This window comes from Streptomyces melanogenes (assembly GCF_014649795.1).
In the GTDB taxonomy this organism is placed as follows: Bacteria; Actinomycetota; Actinomycetes; order Streptomycetales; family Streptomycetaceae; genus Streptomyces; species Streptomyces noboritoensis.
This window is the reverse complement of sequence record NZ_BMTS01000004.1, coordinates 429,790-453,340: the sequence shown is the minus strand read 5'-3', so window position 1 is coordinate 453,340 and position 23,551 is coordinate 429,790. Positions and strand designations below refer to the sequence as shown.

The 23,551-nt window shown below is 71.5% G+C and carries 27 protein-coding genes; 13 read left to right on the top strand and 14 right to left on the bottom strand.

Features of this window, described 5'->3' with window-relative positions; translation table 11 throughout:
• Nucleotides 1–7: 7 nt before the first annotated feature.
• Nucleotides 8–376: a VOC family protein gene (locus IE252_RS12200; protein WP_190089371.1), complete on the bottom strand. Its 369-nt coding sequence runs from the start codon at nt 374–376 to the stop codon at nt 8–10.
• A gap of 314 nt (nt 377–690) precedes the next feature.
• Between IE252_RS12200 and IE252_RS12195 the strand changes: the two genes are divergently transcribed.
• A complete protein-coding gene (locus tag IE252_RS12195) occupies nt 691–3,036 on the top strand; it encodes a polysaccharide lyase 8 family protein (RefSeq protein WP_229848259.1) in 2,346 nt (781 codons plus the stop codon).
• 116 nt (nt 3,037–3,152) lie between these two features.
• Nucleotides 3,153–3,572 (top strand): hypothetical protein, encoded by a 420-nt coding sequence (locus IE252_RS12190; RefSeq protein ID WP_190089369.1) that lies wholly within the window; start codon nt 3,153–3,155, stop codon nt 3,570–3,572.
• Nucleotides 3,573–3,791: 219 nt separating this feature from the next.
• Here the strand turns inward: IE252_RS12190 and IE252_RS12185 are convergent, their stop codons facing one another.
• The 4 genes from IE252_RS12185 to IE252_RS12170 all read right to left on the bottom strand — a co-directional run bounded on the left by IE252_RS12185 (nt 3,792) and on the right by IE252_RS12170 (nt 7,240).
• Nucleotides 3,792–4,574 carry an oxidoreductase gene (locus tag IE252_RS12185; protein ID WP_190089368.1) on the bottom strand — a complete coding sequence of 261 codons (783 nt, stop codon included), beginning with the start codon at nt 4,572–4,574 and terminating at the stop codon, nt 3,792–3,794.
• A 96-nt stretch (nt 4,575–4,670) separates the two neighbouring features.
• Complete coding sequence (locus IE252_RS12180; RefSeq protein WP_190089367.1) at nt 4,671–5,249, bottom strand: TetR/AcrR family transcriptional regulator; 579 nt, start codon at nt 5,247–5,249, stop codon at nt 4,671–4,673.
• A 33-nt stretch (nt 5,250–5,282) separates the two neighbouring features.
• Nucleotides 5,283–6,266, bottom strand: a complete 984-nt coding sequence (locus IE252_RS12175; protein ID WP_190089366.1) for an SMP-30/gluconolactonase/LRE family protein — start codon at nt 6,264–6,266, stop codon at nt 5,283–5,285.
• A 125-nt stretch (nt 6,267–6,391) separates the two neighbouring features.
• A complete protein-coding gene (locus tag IE252_RS12170) occupies nt 6,392–7,240 on the bottom strand; it encodes a class I SAM-dependent methyltransferase (RefSeq protein WP_190089365.1) in 849 nt (282 codons plus the stop codon).
• Nucleotides 7,241–7,379: 139 nt separating this feature from the next.
• Between IE252_RS12170 and IE252_RS12165 the strand changes: the two genes are divergently transcribed.
• Together IE252_RS12165 and IE252_RS12160 are read left to right on the top strand one after the other, a co-directional pair.
• Nucleotides 7,380–7,964: a TetR/AcrR family transcriptional regulator gene (locus IE252_RS12165; protein ID WP_190089364.1), complete on the top strand. Its 585-nt coding sequence runs from the start codon at nt 7,380–7,382 to the stop codon at nt 7,962–7,964.
• Between the two features lie 169 nt (nt 7,965–8,133).
• A complete protein-coding gene (locus tag IE252_RS12160; RefSeq protein ID WP_190089363.1) occupies nt 8,134–8,508 on the top strand; it encodes a VOC family protein in 375 nt (124 codons plus the stop codon).
• Between the two features lie 63 nt (nt 8,509–8,571).
• On the opposite strand, the gene IE252_RS12155 is transcribed toward IE252_RS12160, so the two are convergent.
• The gene (locus tag IE252_RS12155) at nt 8,572–8,808 is read right to left on the bottom strand and encodes a WhiB family transcriptional regulator (RefSeq protein ID WP_229848257.1); all 237 of its coding nucleotides are present in this window, start codon (nt 8,806–8,808) and stop codon (nt 8,572–8,574) included.
• Nucleotides 8,809–9,017: 209 nt separating this feature from the next.
• Between IE252_RS12155 and IE252_RS12150 the strand changes: the two genes are divergently transcribed.
• Entirely contained in the window at nt 9,018–9,530 is a 513-nt protein-coding gene (locus IE252_RS12150) for a hypothetical protein (protein WP_373298545.1), read from the top strand.
• 164 nt (nt 9,531–9,694) lie between these two features.
• On the opposite strand, the gene IE252_RS12145 is transcribed toward IE252_RS12150, so the two are convergent.
• Nucleotides 9,695–10,039: an ANTAR domain-containing protein gene (locus tag IE252_RS12145; RefSeq protein WP_229848255.1), complete on the bottom strand. Its 345-nt coding sequence runs from the start codon at nt 10,037–10,039 to the stop codon at nt 9,695–9,697.
• Between the two features lie 141 nt (nt 10,040–10,180).
• On the opposite strand from IE252_RS12145, the gene IE252_RS12140 reads away from it, so the two are divergent.
• Nucleotides 10,181–10,519: a MarR family transcriptional regulator gene (locus IE252_RS12140; protein ID WP_190089360.1), complete on the top strand. Its 339-nt coding sequence runs from the start codon at nt 10,181–10,183 to the stop codon at nt 10,517–10,519.
• Here the strand turns inward: IE252_RS12140 and IE252_RS12135 are convergent.
• Nucleotides 10,513–11,085 carry a hypothetical protein gene (locus tag IE252_RS12135; protein WP_190089359.1) on the bottom strand — a complete coding sequence of 191 codons (573 nt, stop codon included), beginning with the start codon at nt 11,083–11,085 and terminating at the stop codon, nt 10,513–10,515. The two genes, IE252_RS12140 and IE252_RS12135, sit on opposite strands and share 7 nt — an antisense overlap.
• 92 nt (nt 11,086–11,177) lie before the next feature.
• Here IE252_RS12135 and IE252_RS12130 point away from each other — a divergent pair, with 92 nt between their 5' ends.
• Nucleotides 11,178–11,834 (top strand): maleylpyruvate isomerase N-terminal domain-containing protein, encoded by a 657-nt coding sequence (locus IE252_RS12130; RefSeq protein ID WP_190089358.1) that lies wholly within the window; start codon nt 11,178–11,180, stop codon nt 11,832–11,834.
• A gap of 10 nt (nt 11,835–11,844) precedes the next feature.
• Here the strand turns inward: IE252_RS12130 and IE252_RS12125 are convergent, their stop codons facing one another.
• The 4 genes from IE252_RS12125 to IE252_RS12110 form a co-directional block, all read right to left on the bottom strand.
• Nucleotides 11,845–12,294, bottom strand: coding sequence for a response regulator (locus tag IE252_RS12125; RefSeq protein ID WP_190089357.1), 450 nt, complete (start codon nt 12,292–12,294; stop codon nt 11,845–11,847).
• Nucleotides 12,295–12,459: 165 nt separating this feature from the next.
• Entirely contained in the window at nt 12,460–13,110 is a 651-nt protein-coding gene (locus tag IE252_RS12120; protein ID WP_190089356.1) for an HAD family hydrolase, read from the bottom strand.
• 19 nt (nt 13,111–13,129) lie between these two features.
• On the bottom strand, nt 13,130–14,020 hold the full coding sequence (locus IE252_RS12115) for an ANTAR domain-containing protein (RefSeq protein WP_229848253.1): 891 nt from the start codon (nt 14,018–14,020) through the stop codon (nt 13,130–13,132).
• Nucleotides 14,017–14,244, bottom strand: a complete 228-nt coding sequence (locus tag IE252_RS12110) for a DUF5133 domain-containing protein (RefSeq protein ID WP_101386501.1) — start codon at nt 14,242–14,244, stop codon at nt 14,017–14,019. Before IE252_RS12110 ends, IE252_RS12115 begins: the two co-directional genes overlap by 4 nt.
• Before the next feature lie 436 nt (nt 14,245–14,680).
• Here IE252_RS12110 and IE252_RS12105 point away from each other — a divergent pair, with 436 nt between their 5' ends.
• The 4 genes from IE252_RS12105 to IE252_RS12090 all read left to right on the top strand — a co-directional run bounded on the left by IE252_RS12105 (nt 14,681) and on the right by IE252_RS12090 (nt 17,527).
• On the top strand, nt 14,681–15,028 hold the full coding sequence (locus IE252_RS12105) for an STAS domain-containing protein (protein WP_190089355.1): 348 nt from the start codon (nt 14,681–14,683) through the stop codon (nt 15,026–15,028).
• Nucleotides 15,021–15,977, top strand: coding sequence for an anti-sigma factor RsbA family regulatory protein (locus IE252_RS12100; RefSeq protein WP_190089354.1), 957 nt, complete (start codon nt 15,021–15,023; stop codon nt 15,975–15,977). The genes IE252_RS12105 and IE252_RS12100 overlap by 8 nt, the downstream gene beginning before the upstream one ends.
• 96 nt (nt 15,978–16,073) lie before the next feature.
• The gene (locus IE252_RS12095) at nt 16,074–16,787 is read left to right on the top strand and encodes an ANTAR domain-containing protein (protein WP_229848251.1); all 714 of its coding nucleotides are present in this window, start codon (nt 16,074–16,076) and stop codon (nt 16,785–16,787) included.
• Complete coding sequence (locus IE252_RS12090; RefSeq protein WP_190089353.1) at nt 16,784–17,527, top strand: GAF and ANTAR domain-containing protein; 744 nt, start codon at nt 16,784–16,786, stop codon at nt 17,525–17,527. The genes IE252_RS12095 and IE252_RS12090 overlap by 4 nt, the downstream gene beginning before the upstream one ends.
• Before the next feature lie 48 nt (nt 17,528–17,575).
• Here the strand turns inward: IE252_RS12090 and IE252_RS12085 are convergent, their stop codons facing one another.
• Together IE252_RS12085 and IE252_RS12080 are read right to left on the bottom strand one after the other, a co-directional pair.
• On the bottom strand, nt 17,576–18,574 hold the full coding sequence (locus IE252_RS12085; protein ID WP_190089352.1) for an SMP-30/gluconolactonase/LRE family protein: 999 nt from the start codon (nt 18,572–18,574) through the stop codon (nt 17,576–17,578).
• A 95-nt stretch (nt 18,575–18,669) separates the two neighbouring features.
• Nucleotides 18,670–19,701, bottom strand: a complete 1,032-nt coding sequence (locus IE252_RS12080) for a saccharopine dehydrogenase family protein (protein ID WP_190089351.1) — start codon at nt 19,699–19,701, stop codon at nt 18,670–18,672.
• Between the two features lie 478 nt (nt 19,702–20,179).
• Here IE252_RS12080 and IE252_RS12075 point away from each other — a divergent pair, with 478 nt between their 5' ends.
• Complete coding sequence (locus tag IE252_RS12075; RefSeq protein WP_190089350.1) at nt 20,180–21,664, top strand: cellulose binding domain-containing protein; 1,485 nt, start codon at nt 20,180–20,182, stop codon at nt 21,662–21,664.
• A 31-nt stretch (nt 21,665–21,695) separates the two neighbouring features.
• Nucleotides 21,696–23,435: a glycoside hydrolase family 6 protein gene (locus IE252_RS12070; RefSeq protein WP_190089349.1), complete on the top strand. Its 1,740-nt coding sequence runs from the start codon at nt 21,696–21,698 to the stop codon at nt 23,433–23,435.
• The last annotated feature ends 116 nt before the right edge of the window (nt 23,436–23,551 follow it).

Genomic DNA, 23,551 nt, shown 5'->3' with positions numbered 1-23,551 from the left:
CGGTCAATCAGCCGGTGACCAGGCAGAACGGATGCCCGGCCGGATCGGTGAAGACCCGCCACCTCTCCCCGCCCGGCTGGTACTCCGGCTTGCCCGCACCCAGTTCGAGGAGCCGGGCCTCCGCCTCGTCGAGATCGTCGACCTCGAAGTCGAGGTGCGACTGCTGGGGAACGGTCTGGTCGGGCCAGTCCGGGGCCCGGTAGTCGTCGACCCGCTGGAACCCGATGAACAACCCGTCCGGGCTGTTCAGTCCGGCGAACTCGGCGTCCGACTTCGGGTGGGGTTCGAGGCCGGTGGCCTGCTGGTAGAACGTCGCCAGGGCCAGCGGATCCGAGCAGTCGAGGGTGATCGCGGTCAACTTCATCTTCAGCGGCATGACAACTCCCGGCCGATCGGTGGGCTTTCGCACTGCACACCCTAGAAGGGCGCCCGGGAGTCGACCGCGCCGGTGCCGGTCTCCTACGTCCTGATTAGTGGTGTTCGGATGTGTGAAGCATTGACGGGAACTTGGCCGCAGAGCTACCTTGCCCGAGCTCAACGGTCCCCGTATCTGTTTATTGTTCATGTACGTAACCGGGCGGGGCGCATACGATGCCGACTCCGACGTGAGGACAAGCGATGTCGCTCGATCGCCGAGACGTATTGCGATGCGGGGCAACCGCCGCCGCAGCAACCGCTGTTCCGCTCCAGTTGGCCACGCCAGCGGCGGCGGTGTCCGGGGCCGAAGCGGAATCAACGGACCACGCCAAGATCGTGGCGGCCTACCGGGAGCTCCAGATCGGCAGCAACCGGAGCTCCCCCAAGAGGAACCGGGCAGTGGCGGCCCTGGACCAGGTCGCGGTCGGCTACGACGTGGCCATGAACGTCACCGCCGACCAACTCTGGCCGGACCTGCCGGTCGGCCCCGGCAGCACCTACTTCCCCTCGATGTACTACCGACTGCGGACCATCGCCGTGGACTGGGCCACCCCCGGGTCCGCGCTCTCGGCCCGGCCGGAGCTGCCCGAACGCATCGCCACCGCGCTCAACACCCTCTACCGCACCCAGTACAACGAGAACACCGCCGAGATCGGCAACTGGTACTCGTACGAGATAGGTGTGCCGTACTGGCTGCTCCAGACCGTCGTCGCGCTCGGCGACCGGCTGTCCGCCGCCGACCGGGAACGCGTCCTGCGCCCCGTCCTGCGCTTCGTCGCCGATCCCAACCGCCGCACCAACAACCCCGCCACCGTGGAGACGGGAGCCAACCGCGCGGACAAGGCGCTCATCACCGTGGTGTCCGGCGCGCTCGCCGGCGACTCCGCCCGGGTCGCCGCCGGGATCGCGGCCGTCACCGACACCGTCGGCGGTGGCGCGGCGGACCTGACCAGACGCACCACCCGGGGCGACGGCTACCACCCCGACGGCTCGTTCCTCCAGCACGACGTGGTGCCCTACCCCGGCCACTACGGCCTGGTCCTGCTCAGTGCGATCGCCGCCCTGACGCATGTCACCCAGGACACCGCGACCCGGCTCGCGCCCGCCGTACGGGAGCAGTTCGAGCAGGTCGTCACGGATGTGCACGCGCCGTTCCTGTTCGCCGGGTCGATGATGGAGCCGGTGCGCGGCCGGATGCTGTCCCGCCAGGGCGAGACCGGGCACGACGCGGGCCACCAGTTCATCGCCTCGGTGGTGCTGCTGGCGAGGACCGCGACGGGCGAGGACCGGACGCGGCTGTCCCGGCTCGCCGCGCGCTGGATCGCCGAGGGCACCTGGGCGCCGTACCTCGACGTGTCGAACGTGGGCCGGTTCGCGGGCGGACTCCAGCCCGTCGGAGTGCCCGAGGTCGAATTCGCCGAGCAACTGCCGTGCGTACAGGGCGATTCGGACGACGCGACCGCACACCGTACGTTTCCGCAGATGGACCGGATGGCGCACGTCACCCGCCGCTGGTCGGCGTCGCTCGGCACGGGGTCGGCACGCATCTGCCGCTACGAGTCCATCAACGGCATGAACCTGCACGGCTGGTACACCGGCGACGGCGTGCTCTACACCTTCCTGCCCGAGCAGCAGGGCCACTACAGCGACGCCTACTGGCCCACGGTCGACGCCACACTCCTGCCCGGCGCCACCGTGAAGGACGCGGCCCCGCCGCCGTTGCTGGCCGACCCGCCGCGTACCACCCGCTCCTTCGCGGGCGGTACGCGCTTCGACGACCGACACGGCGTCCAGGCCCTCGACTTCGTCTCGCAGGACGGCACCCTGTCCGCCAAGAAGTCGTGGTTCTTCGCCCCCGACGCGGTCATCTGCCTGGGCGCGGCCATCACCGACTCCTCCGGCGCCCCCGTACGTACGGCGATCGAGAACCGCAACCTCGGCGAGAACGGCACCGCGGCCCTGCTCGTCGACGGCCGCCGCGACTCCTCACCGCTCGGCCGCGCCACGGTCGTACCTCACGCGCGCTGGCTGCATCTGGAGGGGACGGCCGGCTATGTGCTCCTCGACGGGAACGACACCAAGCCGCTCACACTGCTGCGCGAGGACCGCACCGGCACCTGGCTGGGCATCGACACCGGTGCCAACACCCACGGCACCGCCGACCCGTACACCCGCCGCTACCAGCAGATCGTGCTCGACCACGGGGTCCGCCCCACGGGGGCGAGCTACGCCTACGCCGTGCTGCCGGGCGCCTCGGCCGCCCAGACCCGCCGGGCCGGCGGGCGCTGGAAGGTGCTGGCCAACTCGGGCCAGGTGCAGGCGGTCCGCCTCGACGGACACCTCACCGCCGCGTCGTTCTTCAGCGCGGGCGCCGTCGACCGGGTGCAGGTGTCCGGGCCCGCCACCGCGGTGTGGGGCCGCACCCGCCAGGGCTGGACCTGCGCCCTCGCGGACCCGACCCAGACGGGCGACACCATACGCGTCACGGCCGATCCCGCCGGTCACCGTGTCGTACGCGCGGATCCCACCGTCACCGTGGTGGCCACCCACCCCGAGCTGGTGGTGGACATCAAGGTCGCCGGGTCGTTCGGGGCAACCCACTCGTTCACCGTCGACTGACCAACCGTAGAGGACAGCCGTTCAGCGATTCAGGTGATCTTCCGGGGGGCGGGCATTGCGTCACGGATGCGCGGGGCGTTCACCACTACGTCCGTCATCTGTCCATGGAGGTAACCGTGAAGACCGTGAAGTACGCAACCGGGCTGGCGCTGGGGTTGGCCGTGACCGCGACGGTGGTCAGCGGGACCGTTTCCGCCGCACCGCACCCCACGTCCGTCCGAGCGGTCGTCCCGCTCACCAACGCCGACGACGGCCGCACCGTGACCGTGCGGGCCGGGGACGAGGTCAGGGTCCAGCTGACCGGCTCCCGCGAGCAGGGCGTGATGTGGGTGTGGAGCGAGCCGCAGGCCGGCGTGCCCGCCACCTTGCGGCGGACCGGCGGCAGCACGTCACCCGGCGGGGACGCGACCGCGGTCTTCGAGGCGACGGGGAGCGGCACGAGCGACATCACCTCCCAGCGGAGGTGCGTCGCCCAGCCGGGGCAGGTGTGTTCGCACGCCGTTCTGCTGTGGAAGGCCACGATCAAGGTCCAGTGACGGGGAACCACCCTCCCCTCCCCCGACCGTGAGGCCACGGACCCTCCTACTTGTCCGCGACCTCCGGCGCGGCAGGACCCGGCCGGGGTGGGCGGCCGCCAGCTCCTCCAGCGGACCGGCGGTGCGCGCGGCGGCCGCGACGCGGTCGCCCGCCGCCAGCGCCGCCTCGGCGAAGGCGCGACCGGGTCAAGACGAATCGTCTCGTCTGATTCGTGCGCCTCACACCGTCTTGATGCCGCCTCCCTCGACGACGTAGTCCGCGCCCGTGATTCCGGCAGCGCGGTCCGAGGCGAGGAAGGCGACGACGGCCGCGACCTCTTCGGGCTCCACCATCCGACCGATGGTCATGCCCATCGCCACGGGCACCCCGGACACGAACTCGTGGTGCCCGACGCCGTTCGCCTCGGCGAGGAGGGCGCCGAAGCTGTCGTCGGCCTCCCATATGGCCGTACGCGTCGGGCCGGGCGAGACCGTGTTCACGCGCACGCCCTGGGGCCCGAACTCCTCGGACAGCGCCTTGCCGAACGCGTTGAGGCCCGCCTTCGCGGCGCCGTACTCGATCGGGCCCGTGCCCGGCAGACGCGCGGTCATCGACGAGATGTTCACCACCGAACCGCGCCGCTCCAGGATGCTCGGCAGCAGCCGCCGGGTGACCCGGACCGTACCGAAGAGGTTGACCTCGAAGCTGTGGGCCCACAGGGCGTCGTCGGTCGCGAGGAAGCCGTCCAGGTTGAATGTGTCCCCGCCGCCGATGTTGTTGACCAGGATGTCCACGCCGCCGAGAGTCGCGAGCGCCTGGGCCGCCAACTCCTCCGCGCCTTGCGGCGTACTCAGGTCGACCGCGACCGGGTGGGCGCCGGTCTCCTTCAGTTCGGCGGTGATCGTACGGGCCGCGCCGACGACCCGTACGCCCTCGTCGACGAGCTGCCGGGCGATCGCGAGGCCGACGCCTCGGCTGGCCCCCGTGACGACCGCGGTCTTCCCGGCGAGGTTGAGCTCCATGTCCGACTCCTTGAAAGGTTCTTGGAAGGTTTTTTGAACTAGAGGTACAGAATTAGCGCACAAAAAACGGGGCCGCCCACAGCCGACGCCGTCGACCTACAACGACCCCATCACCGCGTCCACGACCCGCCGCAACTGCGTGGCGTCCTCGGCCGTCTTCGCCATGACGCGCATGCCGATCACCGTCGCGAGCAGCCAGGCCGCCAGCGAAGCCGCGTCGCGGCCGCCGTCGATCTCACCGGCTCGCTGGCCTTCCTCGACGGTCGCACGGAAGGCGCCCTCCGTACGCGCGAACATCTTGCGTACGGTGTCGGCCGTCTCGGCGTCCGAAGGGGCCGACTCGGCGGCGGCGTTGACCGCCATGCAGCCGCGCCGGTCCGGATCGCCCAGGTCGAGCGCGACGAGCGCCTCCAACGCACCCCGCAGCCGGTCCTTGGCCGTACCGGGGTGATCGAGGAGCTCCGCCAGCCACTCGGCCTGCGATTCCCGGTAGCGGGCGAGCGCCCGCTCGAACAACGCGTGCTTGCTGCCGAAGGTGTTGTACAGGCTGCCCTTGCCGATGCCGAGCTCGTCCACGAGGTCCTGCGGCGTCGTCGCCGCGTACCCCTTGCGCCAGAACACGTCCATCGCGCGCTCCACCGCCACGTCCGGATCGAACTGCTTCGGCCTGCCCATGGGTGTACCGTAGCACCGTTTTTGACCTTTAGGTCAAATAGAAGGCTCGGGCTCGCGGAGGTCGCACCAGGCCACGGCGCCCTCCTGGAGACTGCCCAGGGCCAGCCGACCCCCGTGCTGGGCCACGCCGGTCACCATCCGGTACCCGCGCCTCCGCAGCTCGCGCACCACCCCGCCGTACGCGTCCACCTCGACCACACGCGCGCCGCCCAGGGCCGGCGGGGGCGGCAGCCGCCGGGCCGTGGCCGCCACCGCCCGGCGCACCCGGGGTGCGGCCCGGTGCAGCCATTCCAGCGGGGGCATACGCGTCCCGGCGAGCGCGACCCAGAATCCGCCGCCGGGACTGCGGGACATGTTGTCGGGGAAGCCGGGCAGGCCGTCGGCCAGGGTGTCGTGGCGGCCCGCGGCGGGGCCGGTCAGCCACAGCCTGGTCAGCCGTCGGGCGCCGGTCTCGGCCACCGTGACGAACGACTCGTCGGGCGCCAGCGCCACCCCGTTCGCGAACTGGAGCCCGTCGAGGACCACTTCGGGCTCGCCTCCGGGTGCCAGCCGCGCCAGCAGGCCCGTGGGCCGGTGCTCGATGATGTCGGACAGCCAGTCGTCGAGGCCGTGACGGCGGCTGGACACCGTGAAGTACACCGTGCCGTCCGAGGCGGCCACGGCGTTGCTGCAGAACCGCAGGGGCGCCCCGGCCACCGAGTCGGCCAGCACCTCGACGTCGGCCTTGCCGTCCGGATCGAGGCGGAGCAGGCCGCGCTGGGCGTCGCACACCAACAGCCGCCCGTCGGGCAGGACTTCGAGGCCGAGGGGCCGCCCGCCCGTCCGTCCGACCTCGCTGACCTCGGCGGGGCGATCGGGCCCGCCGGGTTCGGGAAGGCCGATCCGCAGGACGCGCCCGTCCGCGACACCGGCCAGCAAGCGCCCGGAGCCGTCGAAGACGACGTCCTCGGGGCCCGTGCCGCCCAGCACGACGCGGTGCAGCGGCGGTAACGCGGCGGGGGCGGTGGCAGTCGGCATGGCATCCCTACTCGTCGTCACACTGATCTTCCCGTACGGGACCGGCCTCCTCCCAGGTGCCCGGCCGCGCCCGCCGGGAAACACCCGAAGGCGGGCGTCCGCACGGGGGGAGGTCGAGCCCTGCCTCACGCCGAACGGTCCGCCGTGACCAGCCATGACGTGCTGAGCAGCCGGACCGTGCCGTCAGATGTCTCGTGCGCGCGCAACCGGTCCTCCAGCGTCCGGCGGGCGCGGGCCAGGGTCGCCTCGTCCACCTGCCGCATCAGGTGGCTGCCGGGCCCCGTGCCCAGCAGGAACTCCGCCGCGTCCGCCGCCCCGCTCCCCCAGGTCCCGTACGCCTGCGCTTCGGTGACGGTGACGGCGGTGAACCCGGCCCCGGTGAGGACTTCGCGGATACGGGCCGGATCGGCCAGCGAGAACATGCCCGGCAGACCCGGCCGCGCCAGATCACCCATGGGCAGCAGACCGCTCAGTGCCGAGAGCGCCTCGACCCAGCCGTTGCGTTCGGCGGCCGCCGGGCACACGAACGCCAGCCGCCCGCCCGGTCGCAGCGCCCGCCCGATGTTGCCGAAGGCGGCGACGGGGTCGGCGAAGAACATCAGCCCGTAGCGGCTCAGCGCCGAGTCGTGGGCGGCCGCTTCGAAGGGGTGGACCTGGGCGTCGCCCTGCGCGAAGGCGAGGTTGGACAACCCATCGCGCTCCGCCCGGACGCGGGCCTCGGCGAGCATCGGGCCGGACAGGTCGAGGCCGAGCGCATCCCCACGGGGCACCCTGAGCGCGGCGAGCCGCGTGGTCTGACCGGACCCGCAGCCGATGTCGAGGACACGGCACTCCTCGGTCAGGGCGGCGGCGTCGAGCAGCAGCTCGTTGAAGCCTTCGTTCACGGCGTTCCAGCGGTCCTGGTTGCGGGCCCAGTGGGCGCCTTCGGGCCCGTTCCAGGCCTGCGCCTGCTCGGTGTTGACGATGTCGGGCACGAGTACCTCCTGCGGAGCGACGGAGAATGGGCGAACGCCCAAACAGTATGGGCACGTGCCCATACTGACAACCCCGGCTAGGATCCGGAGCACGGGGAACGCGTCCGCCGACCCGCCTCAGCGATACGGGAGAAGGTCCATGTCACCGCGTGGAGTGGCGACGCCAGACGTACGGGAGCGGCTGTTCGCGGCCGCCGAGCGGGTCCTAGAGAAGGGTGGGCCCGGCGCGCTGACCAGCCGTGCCGTCACCACCGAGGCGGGGTGCGCCAAGGGGCTGCTGCACACGCACTTCGCAGGCCTCGACGAGTTCGTCGCAGAGCTCTGCCTCGACCGGTTCGCCCGTACGGCCACGAAGGCCGAGGCACTCTCGGGGCTCGTCGGGCACGGCTCGGTCGCGGGGAACGTGGAGGCCGTCGCCCTGGCGCTGCTCGACTCGGGCGGCCCGGCCGTCGCCGCACTGGCCATGACACGCCCCGCGGCCGCGCTGCGCATCCGCGAGGCGCTGGAGGCGGGGGCACCCGGTTTCGCCGCGATCCAGGAGGCCATCGCGGAGTACCTGCTGGCCGAACGCGAGCTGTCCCGCGTGGCGCGGACCGTCGACCCGGCGGCCACGGCCCTGGCCCTGGTCGGCACCGCCCACCACCTCCTGCTCACCAGCTGGCCGGGCGCACCCGAGCCACGGGCGCAGATGACGCGCCTGGTGGGGGCCCTGGTGGGCGGGTAGGGGCCCCGCGCGCGAGGCGGGGCAACGGCCGCACGGTCACTCGTATGCCGACACCGCCCGCGTACCCGAAGCGATTACGGGTACCGGTAAGCGCACCAAGCCCTGGCGGTCAGCGTGACGATCGGCCTCGATCAGCCGCGGCGATCAATCGACCCATGAGGAAACCGGCATGGCCATCGCAACCTACTGTCTCGTGGCCCTGGACTGCCCCGACCCGCAGGCGCTCGCGGCGTTCTACGCGGAGCTCCTCGGCGGAGAGGTGACCAAGGACAGCGACGAGGAGTGGTACGACCTCTACGCCCCCGGCGGTCACCGGCTCGCCTTCCAGCTCGCCCCCGGCCACACCCCGCCGAAGTGGCCGCGCGCCGACGACAACTCGCAGCAGATGCATCTGGACTTCCACGTCCGGGACATGGACGCGGCAGAACAGCAGGTGCTGGCCCTGGGAGCCACGCCACTCGACCTGGACGACCGCGACGGCGAACGCGACTTCCGCGTCTACGCGGACCCGGCGGGCCACCCCTTCTGTCTCTGCCGGGAGTGAACCTGACGGAAGTGACACCGCCCGGCACGGGCGCGACTCCCGGTCACTTCACGGGTCATGTCGTCACCGCCGTGCCCGCCGCCTGCCGCGGCGCCGCATCCGCGCCCGCTCCTCCTCCGTAAGACCGCCCCACACCCCCGTGACCTGCCCGGAAGCCGAGGCGTACGAAAGACACTGCTGGGCTACGGGGCAGCTTCGGCAGATGCGTTGAGCGGCGGCTCGGTCCTCGACCGCCGGACCGGTGTGGCCTACCGGGAAGAACAGTTCCGGGTCGACGCCGACGCAGGCCGCTTCACGCATCCATTCTTGGTCATTGAGCCACTCCATGCAGCCGCGAGTGCCCTGGGACACCATGACCAAACAGCCGCCACTCATGTGAGGGACACCCGGTGCAGGAAGCGGAATACCTGCTACCGCCATGCGGTGCAAGGCGGCCCGACGGCCGTCCGGATCCGGTACGGTCCTCGTCCAGACCCGTCAGCGTCCGCCAGCGCCGTCAGGAGAGACCGTTGCACGCCCCAGTCGAGACGTCCCGAGTGCTGGTCGCCGTTCATGCGGCCGTCGCCGCAGCCGAGGAAGGGCAAGGGGGCGCGTTGTGGCGGCTGGCGGAGCCGGGACGCCAGCTCGACGTCAACCTGGTGCGGCTGTCTCCGGGCGCGGCCGTGGCCGAGCACGTCGAGTCCGAGCTGGACGTGCTGCTGGTCGTGGTCGAAGGCGACGGCCACCTCGACAACGGGGTGGAGCGGCAGGCGGTGGAACCGGGGTCCGTGGCCTGGCTGCCGAGAACAGCGCGCCGGGCACTGCTCGCGGGGCCGAACGGCCTCGCGTACCTCTCCGTCCACCAGCGACGCCCCGGGCTGCGGATCGGTCTCCGTACCGTCGACGCCGAAGCAGGCGAGGGCGGTGAGGCGCCCTGCTCACTGGACCGTGTCTGCCCGGCATGCGGGCGCCTGGCCCAAGAGGCCGACGCCCGCTACTGCGCTCGCTGCGGCGAGGAACTGCCCAGCCGAGGGGCACTCTGAATCTTGCCCCTCGACGAGGCGGGCGGCGCCGGCGGCTGTTGGTCCCAACCTGTCCGGCGCCTACGTCCTCCGTACGAAGGAACCGCCCTACCGGACTACCTCGTACGCCGGGGAGAAAACCTCAGAACACGGACCGGTGTGCGACCCGTGGTGTCCACGGTCGTCTACGGCTCTTCGCCACCGACGGAATCGACGGCCGCCGTGGTGAGCTTGGCGATCGCCGCCGAGAGCTGCTTCTGAACCGGCGCGGCCAGCACGGCGCCGCCGGCCGAGTCGACCACCTGCTGGGCCACCAGGTGCAGTTTGGTGTTGGTGTTCTGGGACGTCATGACCAGCGCGTTCCAGGCGGCCTCCGGGCTGATGGCGAAGGCGGCCATGAGGACGCCCCGGGCCAGGTCGATCGTCCCCCGGCTCTCCATCGCCCGCCGCAGCTGGTCGAGTTCAAGACCGGGATCCACCCCGGGAACGCCCGTGTCGTCGGGCTCCGCAGAGTATGACGGCTGCGCCATGGCCATCTCCCGGTGTGCTCTGGGTGCTCGGGTCCGTCCTCCGTGCACAGCGTCGCCTTCGGACCGGAGACACGTCAAGAGATACATGAAGTCAGATTCGCCTGTTCCTATACACGAAGCACAGGGCGTACGATCCGAGCCATGGGTGAAGTGCCGGAACCGCACACAGGATGGACGTTCATCACCAGCCACGCGCGCGTGCTCGCCGCCATCGCCGAGAACCAGAGCGCGCGGATCCGTGACATCGCCGCGCACTGCAGACTCACGGAACGCGCCGTCCAGAAAATCATCGCCGATCTGGAGCAGGCCGGATTCCTCTCCCACACACGTGCGGGGCGCGGCAACACCTACCAGATCGAGCCAGGCAAGGTCCTGCGCCACCCGGCCGAGGCCGAGGCGGGCCTCACCGTCGCCTCCCTCCTCGCCCTGCTCGCCCAGGACGAGGCCCATCACGGCGACTACGAGCACGCTCCTCAGTGACCGCCGCTGGGACGGTCGCAGCCGGAGTGGTCGGGGTAGCCGCCGAAGGCTTCCGCCTTGGTCGAGCCGACATCCATGGTGCCCTCCACGCACAGCGGGAACGCGTCGATGAGGAAGCCGACCCCGGTGGAGCCGTTCTGGTACGAACTGACCTGCCCGGCCGGGTAGCCGAGGCCGGTGAGCGCGGTGCGGGTGCTCTCGGGGGCGAAGTCACCGCGCTTGCGCAGCGGTTCCAGCGCCTTCTGGACGCGTCCGACGACTTGGAGCCCCTCGCAGCGCTGCTTGCCGTGCAGCGGGAAGGGGACCATGAACCCGTGGTTCTCGGCGTAGTGGTCGACGGGCGGCACGGCCGGGGTCGTGGTGGCCGCCGCCGGAGGCGCCGACGTGGGGCTCTCGCCCGGGCACGGCGACTCCACCGGCGTGCTCGGTGTCGCCACCGGGGTCCGCGAGGTCGCCCGGTCCGCACCGGCCCCCGCCCGCTCGGTGCCGCACCCCGTCACCAGCAGGGCCAGCACCGCCACCGGCAGCATCCCGGCCCGGATCCCCACCGTCTTGATCATCGTCATGGCGCGATTCTCCCCCGTGCGGTCCAAGCCGGGCTCACCACACCCTCCAAATACGCTTGTTCGCCGTTCCGGCGCCGCACTACCTTGCTCGGGTGGATCTCTTCTCACGCTCGTGGACGGCGTTGCGCACGGCCGTCGCCGACCTCCCGGACGAGGACTTCGCGCGGCCGTCCGGCTGCACCGGCTGGCTCGTACGGGACCTCGTCTGCCACCTGGTCATCGACGCGCAGGACGTCCTGATCACCCTCGCCACCCCCGCCGACACGGAACCGACCGTCGACGCGGTGACGTACTGGAAGGTCGAGGACCGGCCGCCGACCGGCGAGGACCCGCTCGACGCGCTGACCGTACGGCTGGCCGCCGCCTACCAGGAACCGCGCCTGCTCAAGTTCCACCTCGACGACGTCGGCTCCGCCGCAGGCCGCGCCGCCCGACTCGCGGATGCCACCGCCCGGGTGGGCACCCAGGACGAGGTGCTGACCGTGGGCGACTACCTCTCCGCGTACGTCCTGGAATGGACCCTGCACCACCTCGACCTGATCGCCCACCTCCCGGAGGTGCCCGGGCCGCCCGTCGAGGGCCTGGCCCGGACCCGGGCGATGCTGGAGGAGATCGCCGGCGCCGCGTTCCCCGCGTCGCTCACCGACACGGACGCACTCCTGATCGGCACTGGCCGACGGGCGCCGACGGCGGCCGAGAAGGCCGAACTCGGCGAGCTGGCCGCGAGGTTGCCGTTCGTGCTGGGCTGACCAGGTGTGCCTACACGGTGGGTGGTGTGCGGGTGTAGAGGTCGGCGAGGGTACGGACGTGGCAGCACAGCGCCCACGGGTCGAGGGGTTTGAGGAGGATCCCGGCGGCGCCGAGTTTGTACGCGAGCTGGGCGAGCTGGTTGTCGCGGCTGGTGCCGGTGACCAGCAGGACCGGCAGGTCGCGGGTCTGGTCCAGGCGGTGGAGGTAGTCCAGCGTCTGCAGTCCGTCGATGTGCGGCATCACCACGTCCATCACCACCGTGGCGACGGGCTCGCGCAACACCGTCTTGAGGGCCTGTTCGCCGCTGGTGGCCCGCAGGACCGGGCGGCCCAGCGGAGTGAGGGCGTGCTCCAGGGCGAACAGGTTGTCCTCGTGGTCGTCGACCAGCAGAAGCGCCTGGCCCGGGCCCGGCGGTGAACCGGCTCCGGGCACGCGGGACGACGGAGGTGGTACGGGCACAGACGGCTCCCACTGATCGGCTGCACGGCGATGAGCGGGGCAGCCGCTTCCTGACCACTCCGGAAGGAGCATATCCAGTTCCGGCGGGCCGGGGCCACCGGGTGCGGGTCCGTCGCCAGTGCCCTCAGCGGCACGGGAGTTGAGCTCGTCCCGGGCCGGATCCCGTCACTGCTCGGCGAGGAGGTACGGCAGTTTGCGCATGTCGTGGAAGACGACCGTGTCCGGGCCTTCGAGCCGCTCGGCCGGGGTCAGCCCTCCGGCATAGCCGAAGGCGCGCATCCCGGCGGCGCGGGCGGCCTCGACGCCGGGACGGCTGTCCTCGACCACCACGCACGCGGCGGGGGCGACACCCATCTGTCGGGCCGCGTGCAGAAACAGGTCCGGGGCGGGCTTGCCTCGCGCGACTTCGGTAGCGCTGTAAATACGGCCCTCGAAGTGCTCGTACAGGCCGGTGCGGCCGAGGGTGTGGCGCATCTTGTCGTGGGAGCCGCTGGAGGCGACGCACGTCGGCAGGGTGATCGCGTCGAGCGCCTCGGGCAGCCCGTCCACGGGCAACAGCCCCGCGTCCACCGCCTCCCGGTGGAGCTCCTCGAACCGCTCCCGCCAGACGACGGCCGTCTCCGCGCCCAGTCGGGCGGCGATCTGCTCGCCTATCGAGGCGCTGGAGCGCCCGATGAAACGGTCGACGACCTCTTCCTCGGTGAGCGGCCACCCCAGCTCCGCGCCGAGGGCGACCTGTACGCGTGCGGCGATGCGTTCGCTGTCGACCAGCACACCGTCGCAGTCGAATATCACGAGTTCAATCGGCTTGATCATCGTCGCAGCATAGAGCCGATCACGAATCAGTACGCGTGTCCGTCTCCGCGTCCGTGTCCGTCGAGCGGCCCTGGGCGTGCAGGTGCTCCAACGCGTCCAGTACGACGGTGCGTTCGTGCCAGGCGAGCCAGCGCCCGACCTGGTGGCCGGTGGCGACGAGGGCCTTCTCCTGGGCCGGGTGCAGATCCTTCGTGGGGCGCTCAAGGTGTGCGGAGACCATGCCCAGGCACGCGCCCGACTCGCTGACCAGCGGAACGCTGTGGCAGGCTCGGCTGCCCGCCGCGAGGATGGTGTGCCGTGCCGCGTCGGTGAACACGGGGTCGGCGGCCACGTCGCGCACGGTGGTCAACGCCACGTCTCTGGCGGCCTTCGCGCACGACGTACCGTCCTCGCCGACGAAGGCGAAGAACTCCACGAAGTGCTCGCCGAGTCCGGTGTGGTGTTCCATGCGCAGCCCGCCCGCGGCGCGGTCGGCGATCTGTACGTTGCCCATGTCCGTGCCCGTGATGGCCAGCGTCTGCGACAGGACCGCGCCGAGCACCGCGCCCCGGTTGGCACGGCCCGGGTCGTCCACCCCGACCGCGTCCAGGGCCGGCGGCTTTCGGCGCACCCGCCCCGGGAACCACAACTCCTGTGGGTCGTCGGGTCTTGGGGTACGCACAACGGCTTCGGCCAGCACGCGCAGCTTCACGTTGAAGCGTTGCGAGGACCGGCGCAGCAGCGCGAACGCGCTCTCGGCATCGGGCAGTCGGTAGCGCTCCTGCAGGATGCCCTGGGCGTGCGCGATCAGCGGGCGGCTGCGGACCTGGGCCCGGAGATCGCGCACCTCCTCGCGCAGCCGCGCCACCTCCTCGCCCGCGCCTGCCCCGTCCCGCCCGCCACGGTGGCCTGCATCCGGGATCCCGTTCACGCGCTCAGCACCGAGTCGTCGAAGGTGCGCGCACCGGGCAGCCGGTGACGTGCGGCGATCACGGCCGCGTCGACGTCCCGCGTCCCCGTCGACACGCACAGGGTGTAGGAGACGTCCTCGAGCCGCCGACGGGTGGCCTCGCCCCCCTCGGCGGCGTTCAGCGCGCACAGCGCGTCGTATTCGGCGAGCAGATCACGCAGCACTGCCGGGTGAGCCATCAACATGAGGAACCCCTCCACTCGATACGGTCACGATACGTTTCCGACTGCCCCCGCTGCTTGCCCGTACACACCTCTACAACGTTGGTTCACGCCAGTTGGGCACGGGGCCGCCGCGGCCGACGGTGGCCGGGCATCCGGGGAAGGCATGTTCGGACAACCGGCTCCCGTGCCCGCTATGTGCCGCCCGACCGGCGTAGTGTCGAGGGGAATCCGTAGATGCCTACACCGGCACGAACCCCGTTCTGATGCCGGCATGCGGCGGCCCCGTGGAGGGGAGGCGCCATGCCGCCCGCGGACACCCGCCCGGTCCTGTGCGGCCGGTCGTCAGCCCCACCGCGCGAGGAGCCCGGCTGCCGGACTGCCGCCGACAGCCACGGCGGATCCCAGGTGCGGCTGCTTCCACCGGGTCAGCGCGGTGCGGGCAGGGAAGAGGCCGCTCGTGCACCCCCCTCTCTACACCGACGCCCTGCTGCGGATCTGGGGCACCGCCGATCCGCCGGGCCTGCGGCTCGCCGGTCAGGTCGACGTGACCAATCAGGCCGCGCTGGTGGGCCATCTGCTCGCCGTGGACAAGGTCTCGGCGGACGTCACGGTGGACCTCAACGAGGTCACGTTCTTGAACTTCGCCTCACTTCACGTACTGGTGGCCTTCGCCGAGCTGCTGGAACCCGGCCGCCGCCTGATCGTGCACACCCGGACCGGTGCCGTCGCCGAGATGCTCCGCGCCTGCGGCTGGGACCGGCCCGAGGTGCCGCTGACCCTCCTTGAGGAGATCCCCGATGAGTGATCCGCGCGCGCCGTCCCGGCCGGAGCCTGCTCCCCACGCGCACCATCTCCTGCTCTACGGCGACGACGAGCAGTTCCTGGCCGCCGCGCTCCCCTTCACCCACGACGGCCTCGCCGCGGGTGAGCCCGTCTTCGTCGCCACCACACGGCACAACACCGCACTGCTGCGCCACCGGCTGGGGTCGTGGGCCGAGGACGTCGCCTTCGCCCCCGCCCACTGGTACCGCACCCCCGCCCAGGCCCTGCTCGCCTTCCACGACAGGGCCCACGCCACGTCCGGCCCGTCCCGGGTGCTGGGCGAGACGCCGTGGATCGGGCTCACCTCCGACCAGGCCCGCGAGTGGAACCGCTACGAATCGCTGCTCACCCTCGCCCTGGCCTCGACCGGTGCCTGGCACCTGTGCCCGTACGACACCCGCACCCTGCCCGCCCACGTCCTGCACGCCGCCCAGCTCACCCACCCCACCCTGACCACCGGAGCCGCCCACCGCCTCAACCCCGCCCATGTCACGCCGGAGCGGTTCAGTGCGGCCTGCGACAGCGTGCCGCTGCCCGAACCGCCGGTCGGCTGCGGCGAGTTCCGCTTCGACGGGCCCCAGCACATCGCCGACCTGCGGGCGTTCGCCGCACGGCTCGCGCGCCGCGCGGCGCTGCCCGCCGACCGGATCGACAGCCTGCTGATCTGCGTCGACGAGGCCGCCGCGAACGCCGTACGGCACGGCGGCGGGGCCGGCTGCTGCCGGATGTGGACCACGGTCGCCGAGGTGTTCTGCGAGATCAGCGACCCCAAGGGCACGCTGGACACCGCGCTGGCCGGATACCTGCCGCCGGACACCTCCCATCTGGACGGCCGAGGGCTGTGGATCATCCGGCAGCTCAGCGACGCCGCCGACATGCGCACCACCCACCACGGCACCACCATCCGCATCCGGATGAGCCGCCGACGGTGACGGCAACCCCCTGCGAAGGCGGGTAGTGTTGCCAATGAGCCGGTGGGTGCATCGCCCGTGACCCCGGCAGGGCGGAAATCGGTGATCAGCGACGGCATGGCTGACGTGCTCCGGTCGCTGCGTCACGGTGACGGCAGCGTTCTGGCGGTCGCCTGCGCGCAGGCCCTGGGGGCCGCGGGTGTCGCGGTGTCCGTGCTGGTCGGGGAGGACCAGGGGGTGGAGCCGCTGTGGCGTTCACCGGGGGTCGCCGCAGAGTTCGAGGAGCTCCAGTTCACCCTCGGTGTGGGGCCGGGCCCGGACGCCGCGCGGACCGGCACGGCCGTCATGGCACCGGATCTGGACACGGTCCGGCCCGACCGATGGCCCACCCTGCTGACCGAGGCCCGGAAACTGGGCGTCGTCGGCGTGTGCTGCTTCCCCCTGGGCCTCGGCGCGATCCGGCTGGGTGTCCTGACGGTGCTGGCCTCCGCGCCCGGCGCCACCATGCCGGAACAGCAGCTCGCCGACGCGCTGACCCTGGCCGCCGCGCTGACCGGGCTGCTCCTGGAGGGCAACGGGAGCCGCCCGGTGGGTTCCGGCACGGTCATGGGGCCGCCGATGGAGCTGCACCGGGCCGTGGTGCACCAGGCGACCGGCATGGTCAGCGTGCAGCTGGACGTCTCGCTCTCGGAGGCCCTGCTGCGGTTGCGCGCGTTCGCCTACAGCCGGGATCTGCCGCTCGGCGATGTAGCCGGGGACGTAGTAGCCAGACGGCTGCGGTTCAACGACGATAAAGACGGGCCCCACTCGCCCGGCAGTCGAAAGGGATGATCGGCATGGCCCGCGAACAACGCCTGGCGGAGATCTTCATGGAGGTCGCCGACTCGCTGACGGAGGACTTCGACGTCCTGGACCTGCTCCAGCGGCTGTCCACCCGGTGCGTCGAACTGCTCGACGTCTCGGCGGCCGGGATCCTGCTCGCCGACGCGCTGGGTGAACTGCAGGTCGTGGCCGCCTCGGACGAACACACCCGCCTCCTGGAGCTGTTCGCCCTCCAGCACCACCAGGGCCCATGCGTGGACTGCTACCGAAGCGGTGCGGCCAGGACCAACATCGACCTCACCAGCCCCGGGGCGACGGCCAACTGGCCCCGTTTCGCCACCCGGGCGCGCGAGACGGGTTACGTGGCCACGCACGCGATCCCGCTGCGGCTGCGGGACCGCAACATCGGCGCGCTCAACCTCTTCCAGAAGAGCCCCCACCAGCTCGGCGAGAGCGACATCGCCCTCGCCAAGGCCCTCGCCGGCGTCGCCACGATCACGATCCTCCAGCAGCGCACCCTGGAGCAGTCCCACATCGAGAGGACCCAGCTCCAGACCGCGCTCAACAGCCGCATCCTGGTGGAACAGGTCAAGGGCATCCTCTCCGAGCGCTGGCAGACCTCACCGGACGAGGCGTTCTTCGCGTTCCGCAGCTACGCACGCAGCAACCACCTCCGGCTGGCCGACTTCGCCACGTCGATCATCGCCGGTGACTTCGACACCGCCGCCATCCCCGTGCCCGGGAGCTGACCCGCGCCAAGCCGCGCTCCCGGGCGGCGGTCCCCCCCCTGGGGTGGGTTACCGCATCGCCGAGGCCCCGCCCCGCTGATCCGGCTCGGCACCGGCCGGAACCTCGTAGATCTTCCCGTTGACACCCGACCGGTAGAGCCTGCCCGCCGAGAAGCCGCGGTCGCCGTGGCCGTAGGTGATCTGGGTGGAGAGGTACAGGCCCGACTCCACCGTGCAGAGGCTGTCGCCCTCGACCCGCCAGATCTGCCCTGCCGCGTGGGTGGCGATCAGCGGGCGTCCCCGGCCGTCGAGCGTGAGGCCGTCGGGGAGGGCGAGGGCGTCGGACGGGGACGCGGAGATCCAGCGTCGGGGGTGTGCCGGGTCGTCGGCCGGGATGCGGTAGAGGCCGGGGGCGACGGTGGTCTGGATGACGTAGACCTGCGTTCCGTCGGGGGAGACGGCGATCCCGTTGGGCTGCTGCACCTGGGCCCACGAGGGGTCGACGCGCCCGTCCGGCGTGACACGGCCGATGCTGCGGCCGCCCACGGTCGTGGTGTAGACGGTGCCGTCGGGCGCCAGGGCGACGCCGTCGATGCCGCCGAGCCCCGGCGCGTACGTACTGACCTGCCCGGAATCCGGATCCACCAGCAGCAGCTTCGACAGCGGAAGCGCGTCGCCGGTGAGCGAGTGCAGGGCGTCGTTCCCGGTGCCGACGAGAAGGCGGCCGTCCTCGCGCACCACGATTCCGCCGTTGGCGCCGATGTTCCCGGTGAGGGGCACGGGGGTGCTGCCCGGCGCGTCGATGCGGTAGACGCGGCCGGTGAAGTACGCGGTGGCGAACATCCGGCCCCGCTTGTCCACCGCGATCGACTCGACCCAGTCGGATATGTGCGCCACCTCGACCGGTGGCGCTGCCGATCGTACGGCTTCGCAGGCGGGTGCCGCGTGGGCGGAGGTGGGGGCCAACACCCCTGCGGCCGCTGCCAGTACGACGGCAGGAGCGATGGCGCGGCGCGGCCCGCGTAAGGCGGCGCGGAGCATACTGCTCAGCTTCGTGTTCCTCTTCATCGATACCCCTCCAAGGTCAAGTTGCCCTGCCCGCCGAAGTATCGACCCGAGGATCTCCCCGCGCTACCCCCCGGTAACCTGCCCGGAAGAGCCGCTCAGAGCGGCAGCTCGACCGTCACGTGCGGGGCCAGCGCCCGCAGGAAGTCCGCCGCCTCGAACATCGCCCCGGCCGAGGCCACGCCTGTCGTGCGGGTGCGCCCGGCCAGGATGCGCTGGACGGCCTCCACCGCCAGGGGTGCGGTGACCGCGTAGATGTCCTGGCCACGGGCTATGGCGCGGCGCTCGGCGCCGCCCGCGCGAACCAGCACGTCGACGACGAAGGTCTGGTCCGAACGCCCCAGCGCATCCACGGACTGCGGCCCCGGCGTGCTCTCCTCGGCCAGGTCCCGCGCCGCCTCCACGGCCATGTAGGTGCGCACTTCGCGCACGTCCACATGGCTGGGAACGGTGACGACATCGGCCATGGTGAACTCGGCGATCACCGCTCGCCGGCCCAGCGGCTCCGGGAAGTCCCAGTCCTGCTCCCACACCTCGTCGTCGTGGTACTGCAACGCACCGTCCGCGAACCGCACCCGACGGCCCCCACGACGCTCGTGGGACACCTCGCCCGCCGCCCGGGTACCCGCCGTGGGGTGCCAGCTGCTCAGCCCGTACGCGACGTGCACCTCGTCCGCGGCGGTCCACTCCCCCATCGCGGCCGTCACCATCAGGTCGCCCAGACCCCCGTAGAACGCCATCGCCGGAACCACGGGGACCTCGGCCTTGCGGGCCGCCTCCGCGTACTCGGCGAACATCGACACGTTGGCTTCGAGCTCCGCCGCCACGTCGACGTACGGGATCCCCGCACGCAGGGCCGCCTCGGCGACGGGCCCGCCGGTCAGCGCGAACGGACCGGCGCAGTTGATGACCGCGACCGCACCCGCGAGGGCCCGGTCCAGCGAACCCGGGTCGTCCACGGTGGCCGGCCTCACCTCCACGTCCGCCCACTCGGCGGCCAGCGCCTCCAACTGGGCGGCGTTGCGGCCGGAGACGACGGTCGCGAGGCCGCGCCTGCGCAGCTCGGCGACGACGAAACGACCTGTGTGACCGGTAGCCCCGTAGACGACGACCGCACCTGTTGCACTCATGGTTCCCTCGCATCTCGATGTGCTGATGCGACCAGTCTCGCTGCGGACGGAACCCGACCGTGATGGTCCGGAACGACATCATGCGAACACTTTCGGACGCCGGTGGTCCTCCTTCCTCTTCCTGGTGCCATGCACGGCCCTCCAGGACGACTCGGAGGGTGATGTGGGGGTTGTGCACAAGTCTTGAACCAGTGGGAGCGCTCCCAGCATGGAGTTGGACGGGCTCGCGGTCAAGATGCTTGAGGAGTCGAAGTCAAGCGATGCACTCTGCGGTCAACTCTTCGCCGCACCAGGGCAGTTGACGGCTCGTGGACCCCCGCGCGCACCGAATCGCCCGGGGGGTCCACGGGGCCCGGCTACTTCAGGCTCCCTTGCCACGCACACCCCGAGCCCCTACCGTGATGCCCCACCAGTGGGAGCGCTTCCATCCGTCGGACGCCGGGCATCTGCCGTCGTCCCGGCCGTGAAGGATCCGCTCATGCGACACCCCCCGCACTTGGCCGTAGCCTTCGGCGCGGCGGCGCTCGTGCTCGCGAGCGCCGTGGTCGTCCCTCGCGTCACGGCATCCGGAGCCGAGCCGTCCTGCTCGGTGGCGTACTCCGTCACGAACGAATGGGGCGGCGGCTTCCAAGGTTCCGTCACGCTCACCAACAACGCGTCCGCGCTGTCCGGTTGGAGCCTGGGCTTCGCGTTCACCGGCAACCAGAAGGTGACCCAGGGCTGGAACGCCAAGTGGTCCCAGTCCGGCGCCACCGTCACCGCCGCCAACGAGAGCTGGAACGGTTCGCTCGCCCACGGCGCGAGCACCACCCTCGGCTTCCTCGCCTCCCTGACCGGCGCCGACACACCGCCCCGCGCGTTCACCCTCAACGGCGAGCCGTGCGCCACCACGGGCGGCGGCGACCCCACGCCGACACCCACCCCCACCTCCCCCTCACCGACCCCCGGCACCGGCGCGCCCGTGCTCCACGTCTCCGGGAACAAGCTGGTCGACGCGGGCGGCGCCACCCGCAGGCTGCTCGGCGTCAACCGGTCCGGCGGCGAGTTCATGTGCGTCCAGGGACACGGCATCTTCGACGGCCCGGTGGACGACGCCTCGGTGGCCGCCATCGCCTCCTGGCACGCGGGCGCCGTGCGCATCCCGCTCAACGAGGAGTGCTGGCTGGGCCTGGCCAACATCGACCCCGCCTACGCGGGTGCCCGTTACATCAGCGCCGTCCAGGACCTCGTCCACCGCGTCGCGGCCCACGGGATGACGCCGATCGTCGAACTCCACTGGTCGTACGGGCAGTACACCGGCAACTCGGCCGGCTGCTCCGACGTCCACGCCAGCTGTCAGAAACCGATGCCCGACGCCCAGTACGCGCCCGCGTTCTGGTCCTCGGTCGCCACCACCTTCAAGAGCGACCCGGCCGTCGTCTTCGACCTGTTCAACGAGCCTTACCCGGACCGGGCCACCTCCACCGCCGACCAGGCGTGGAGCTGCTGGCGCGACGGCGGGGACTGCCCAGGCATCGGCTACGAGGTGGCCGGGATGCAGGACCTGCTGGACGCGGTGCGGGGAGCGGGCGCCCGCAACGTCGTACTGGCCGGTGGTATCGCCTACGCCAACGACCTCAGCCAGTGGCCCGCCCGCGCTCCCGCCGACCCGGCGGGCAACCTGGCCGCCGCCTACCACGGCTACAACTTCAACAGCTGTGCGAGCGAGTCGTGCTGGGACTCCACCCTCGCACCCGTCGCCGCCCGGGTCCCCCTCGTCGCGGGCGAGCTGGGCGAGAACACCTGCGCGCACTCCTTCGTCGACCGCGCCATGAAGTGGTTCGACGACCGGGGGATCTCCTATCTGGGCTGGACCTGGAACACCTGGGACTGCTCGTCCGGCCCCTCGCTGATCACTAGCTACGACGGCACCCCCACCGCGTACGGCACCGGCCTGCGCGACCACCTGCGCTCCGTCAACTGACCCCATCTATCGAGAGGACATGGCCCACACCATGAGCCGCATACCCGTCCGACCCTCCAGAAAACGAACGGCGCTGCTCGCCGCCGGTGTTCTCGCCGGAGCCGCGACCGGCACCGCCGGTGTCGTCGGCGCCGCGGGCACCGCGTCGGCGGCGTCCGCCTGCACCGTCGCCTACCAGGTCCAGAACCAGTGGTCCACCGGCTTCACCACCTCCGTCAAGGTCACCAACAACGGCCCCGCCGTGAGCAGTTGGAACGTGAAGTGGAGCTACGCCGGGAACCAGCAGGTCACCCAGGGCTGGAACGCCAAGGTGACCCAGTCCGGCCCGGCGGTCACCGCCGCCAACGAGAGCTACAACGGCACGCTGGCGACCGGCGGCTCGGCCGACTTCGGCTTCAACGCCTCCTACAGCGGCACCAACGCCCTCCCCACCTCGTTCACCCTCAACGGCGTGGCCTGCAACGGCGGCGACACCCCCACCGACCCGCCGACCACCCCGCCCACGACTCCCCCGGCGGGCAACCGGGTGGACAACCCGTACGCCGGGGCCAAGGTGTACGTGAACCCGGAGTGGTCCGCGAAGGCGGCCGCCGAGCCCGGCGGCACCCGGGTCTCCAACCAGCCCACGGGCATCTGGCTCGACCGGATCGCCGTCGTCGCCGGGACGAGCGGGAGCATGGGCCTGCGCGCCCACCTGGACGAGGCACTCAAGCAGAAGGGCAGCGGCGAGATGGTGGTCCAGCTGGTCGTCTACGACCTGCCGGGCCGCGACTGCTCCGCGCTGGCATCCAACGGCGAGCTCGGCCCCACCGAGATCGACAAGTACAAGACGCAGTTCATCGACCCGATCGCCGCGATCCTCTCCGACGCCAAGTACGCCGCGCTGCGGATCGTCACCACCGTCGAGATCGACTCGCTGCCCAACCTCGTCACCAACACCGGCGGCCGTGCCACGGCCACCCCGCAGTGCGACACCATGCTGGCCAACGGCAACTACGTCAAGGGAGTCGGATACGCGCTGCACAAGCTGGGCGCCATCCCCAACGTGTACAACTACCTCGACGCCGGGCACCACGGCTGGATCGGCTGGGACGACAACTTCGGCCCCTCCGCCGACATGTTCAAGAAGGCCGCGACCGCCGAGGGCGCCACACCCGCCGACGTGCACGGCTTCATCACCAACACGGCCAACTACAGCGCCCTGAAGGAGAACAACTTCACCATCGACGACTCCGTCAACGGCGTCTCGGTCCGCCAGTCCAAGTGGGTGGACTGGAACCGGTACGTCGACGAGCTCTCCTACGCTCAGGCGTTCCGCACCAAGCTGGTCTCCGTCGGCTTCGACCCCGGGATCGGCATGCTGATCGACACCTCGCGCAACGGCTGGGGCGGCACCGCCAGGCCCACCGGCCCCGGTGCGAAGACGAGTGTCGACACCTATGTGGAGGACGGCCGCTACGACCGCCGCATCCACATCGGCAACTGGTGCAACCAGGCGGGCGCGGGCCTCGGCGAGCGCCCGAAGGCCGCCCCGGCCGCGGGGATCGACGCGTACGTGTGGATGAAGCCGCCGGGCGAGTCCGACGGCTCCAGCACCGCGATCCCCAATGACGAGGGCAAGGGCCTCGACCGGATGTGCGACCCGACGTACACCGGCAATCCCCGCAACGGCAACCACCTCTCGGGCGCGCTGCCGAACGCCCCGCTCTCCGGCCACTGGTTCTCCGCCCAGTTCCAGGAGCTCATGAAGAACGCGTACCCGGCGCTGTAGGCCCTCCGGGCGGGAGGGTGGTGGGCGGTGAGGAGAGCGACTCCTCGCCGCCCACCGTCGATTCAGTCGGCCGGCGTCGGCGCGTGACCGGTCTGTCGGCGGGCACCCCGGCTCAG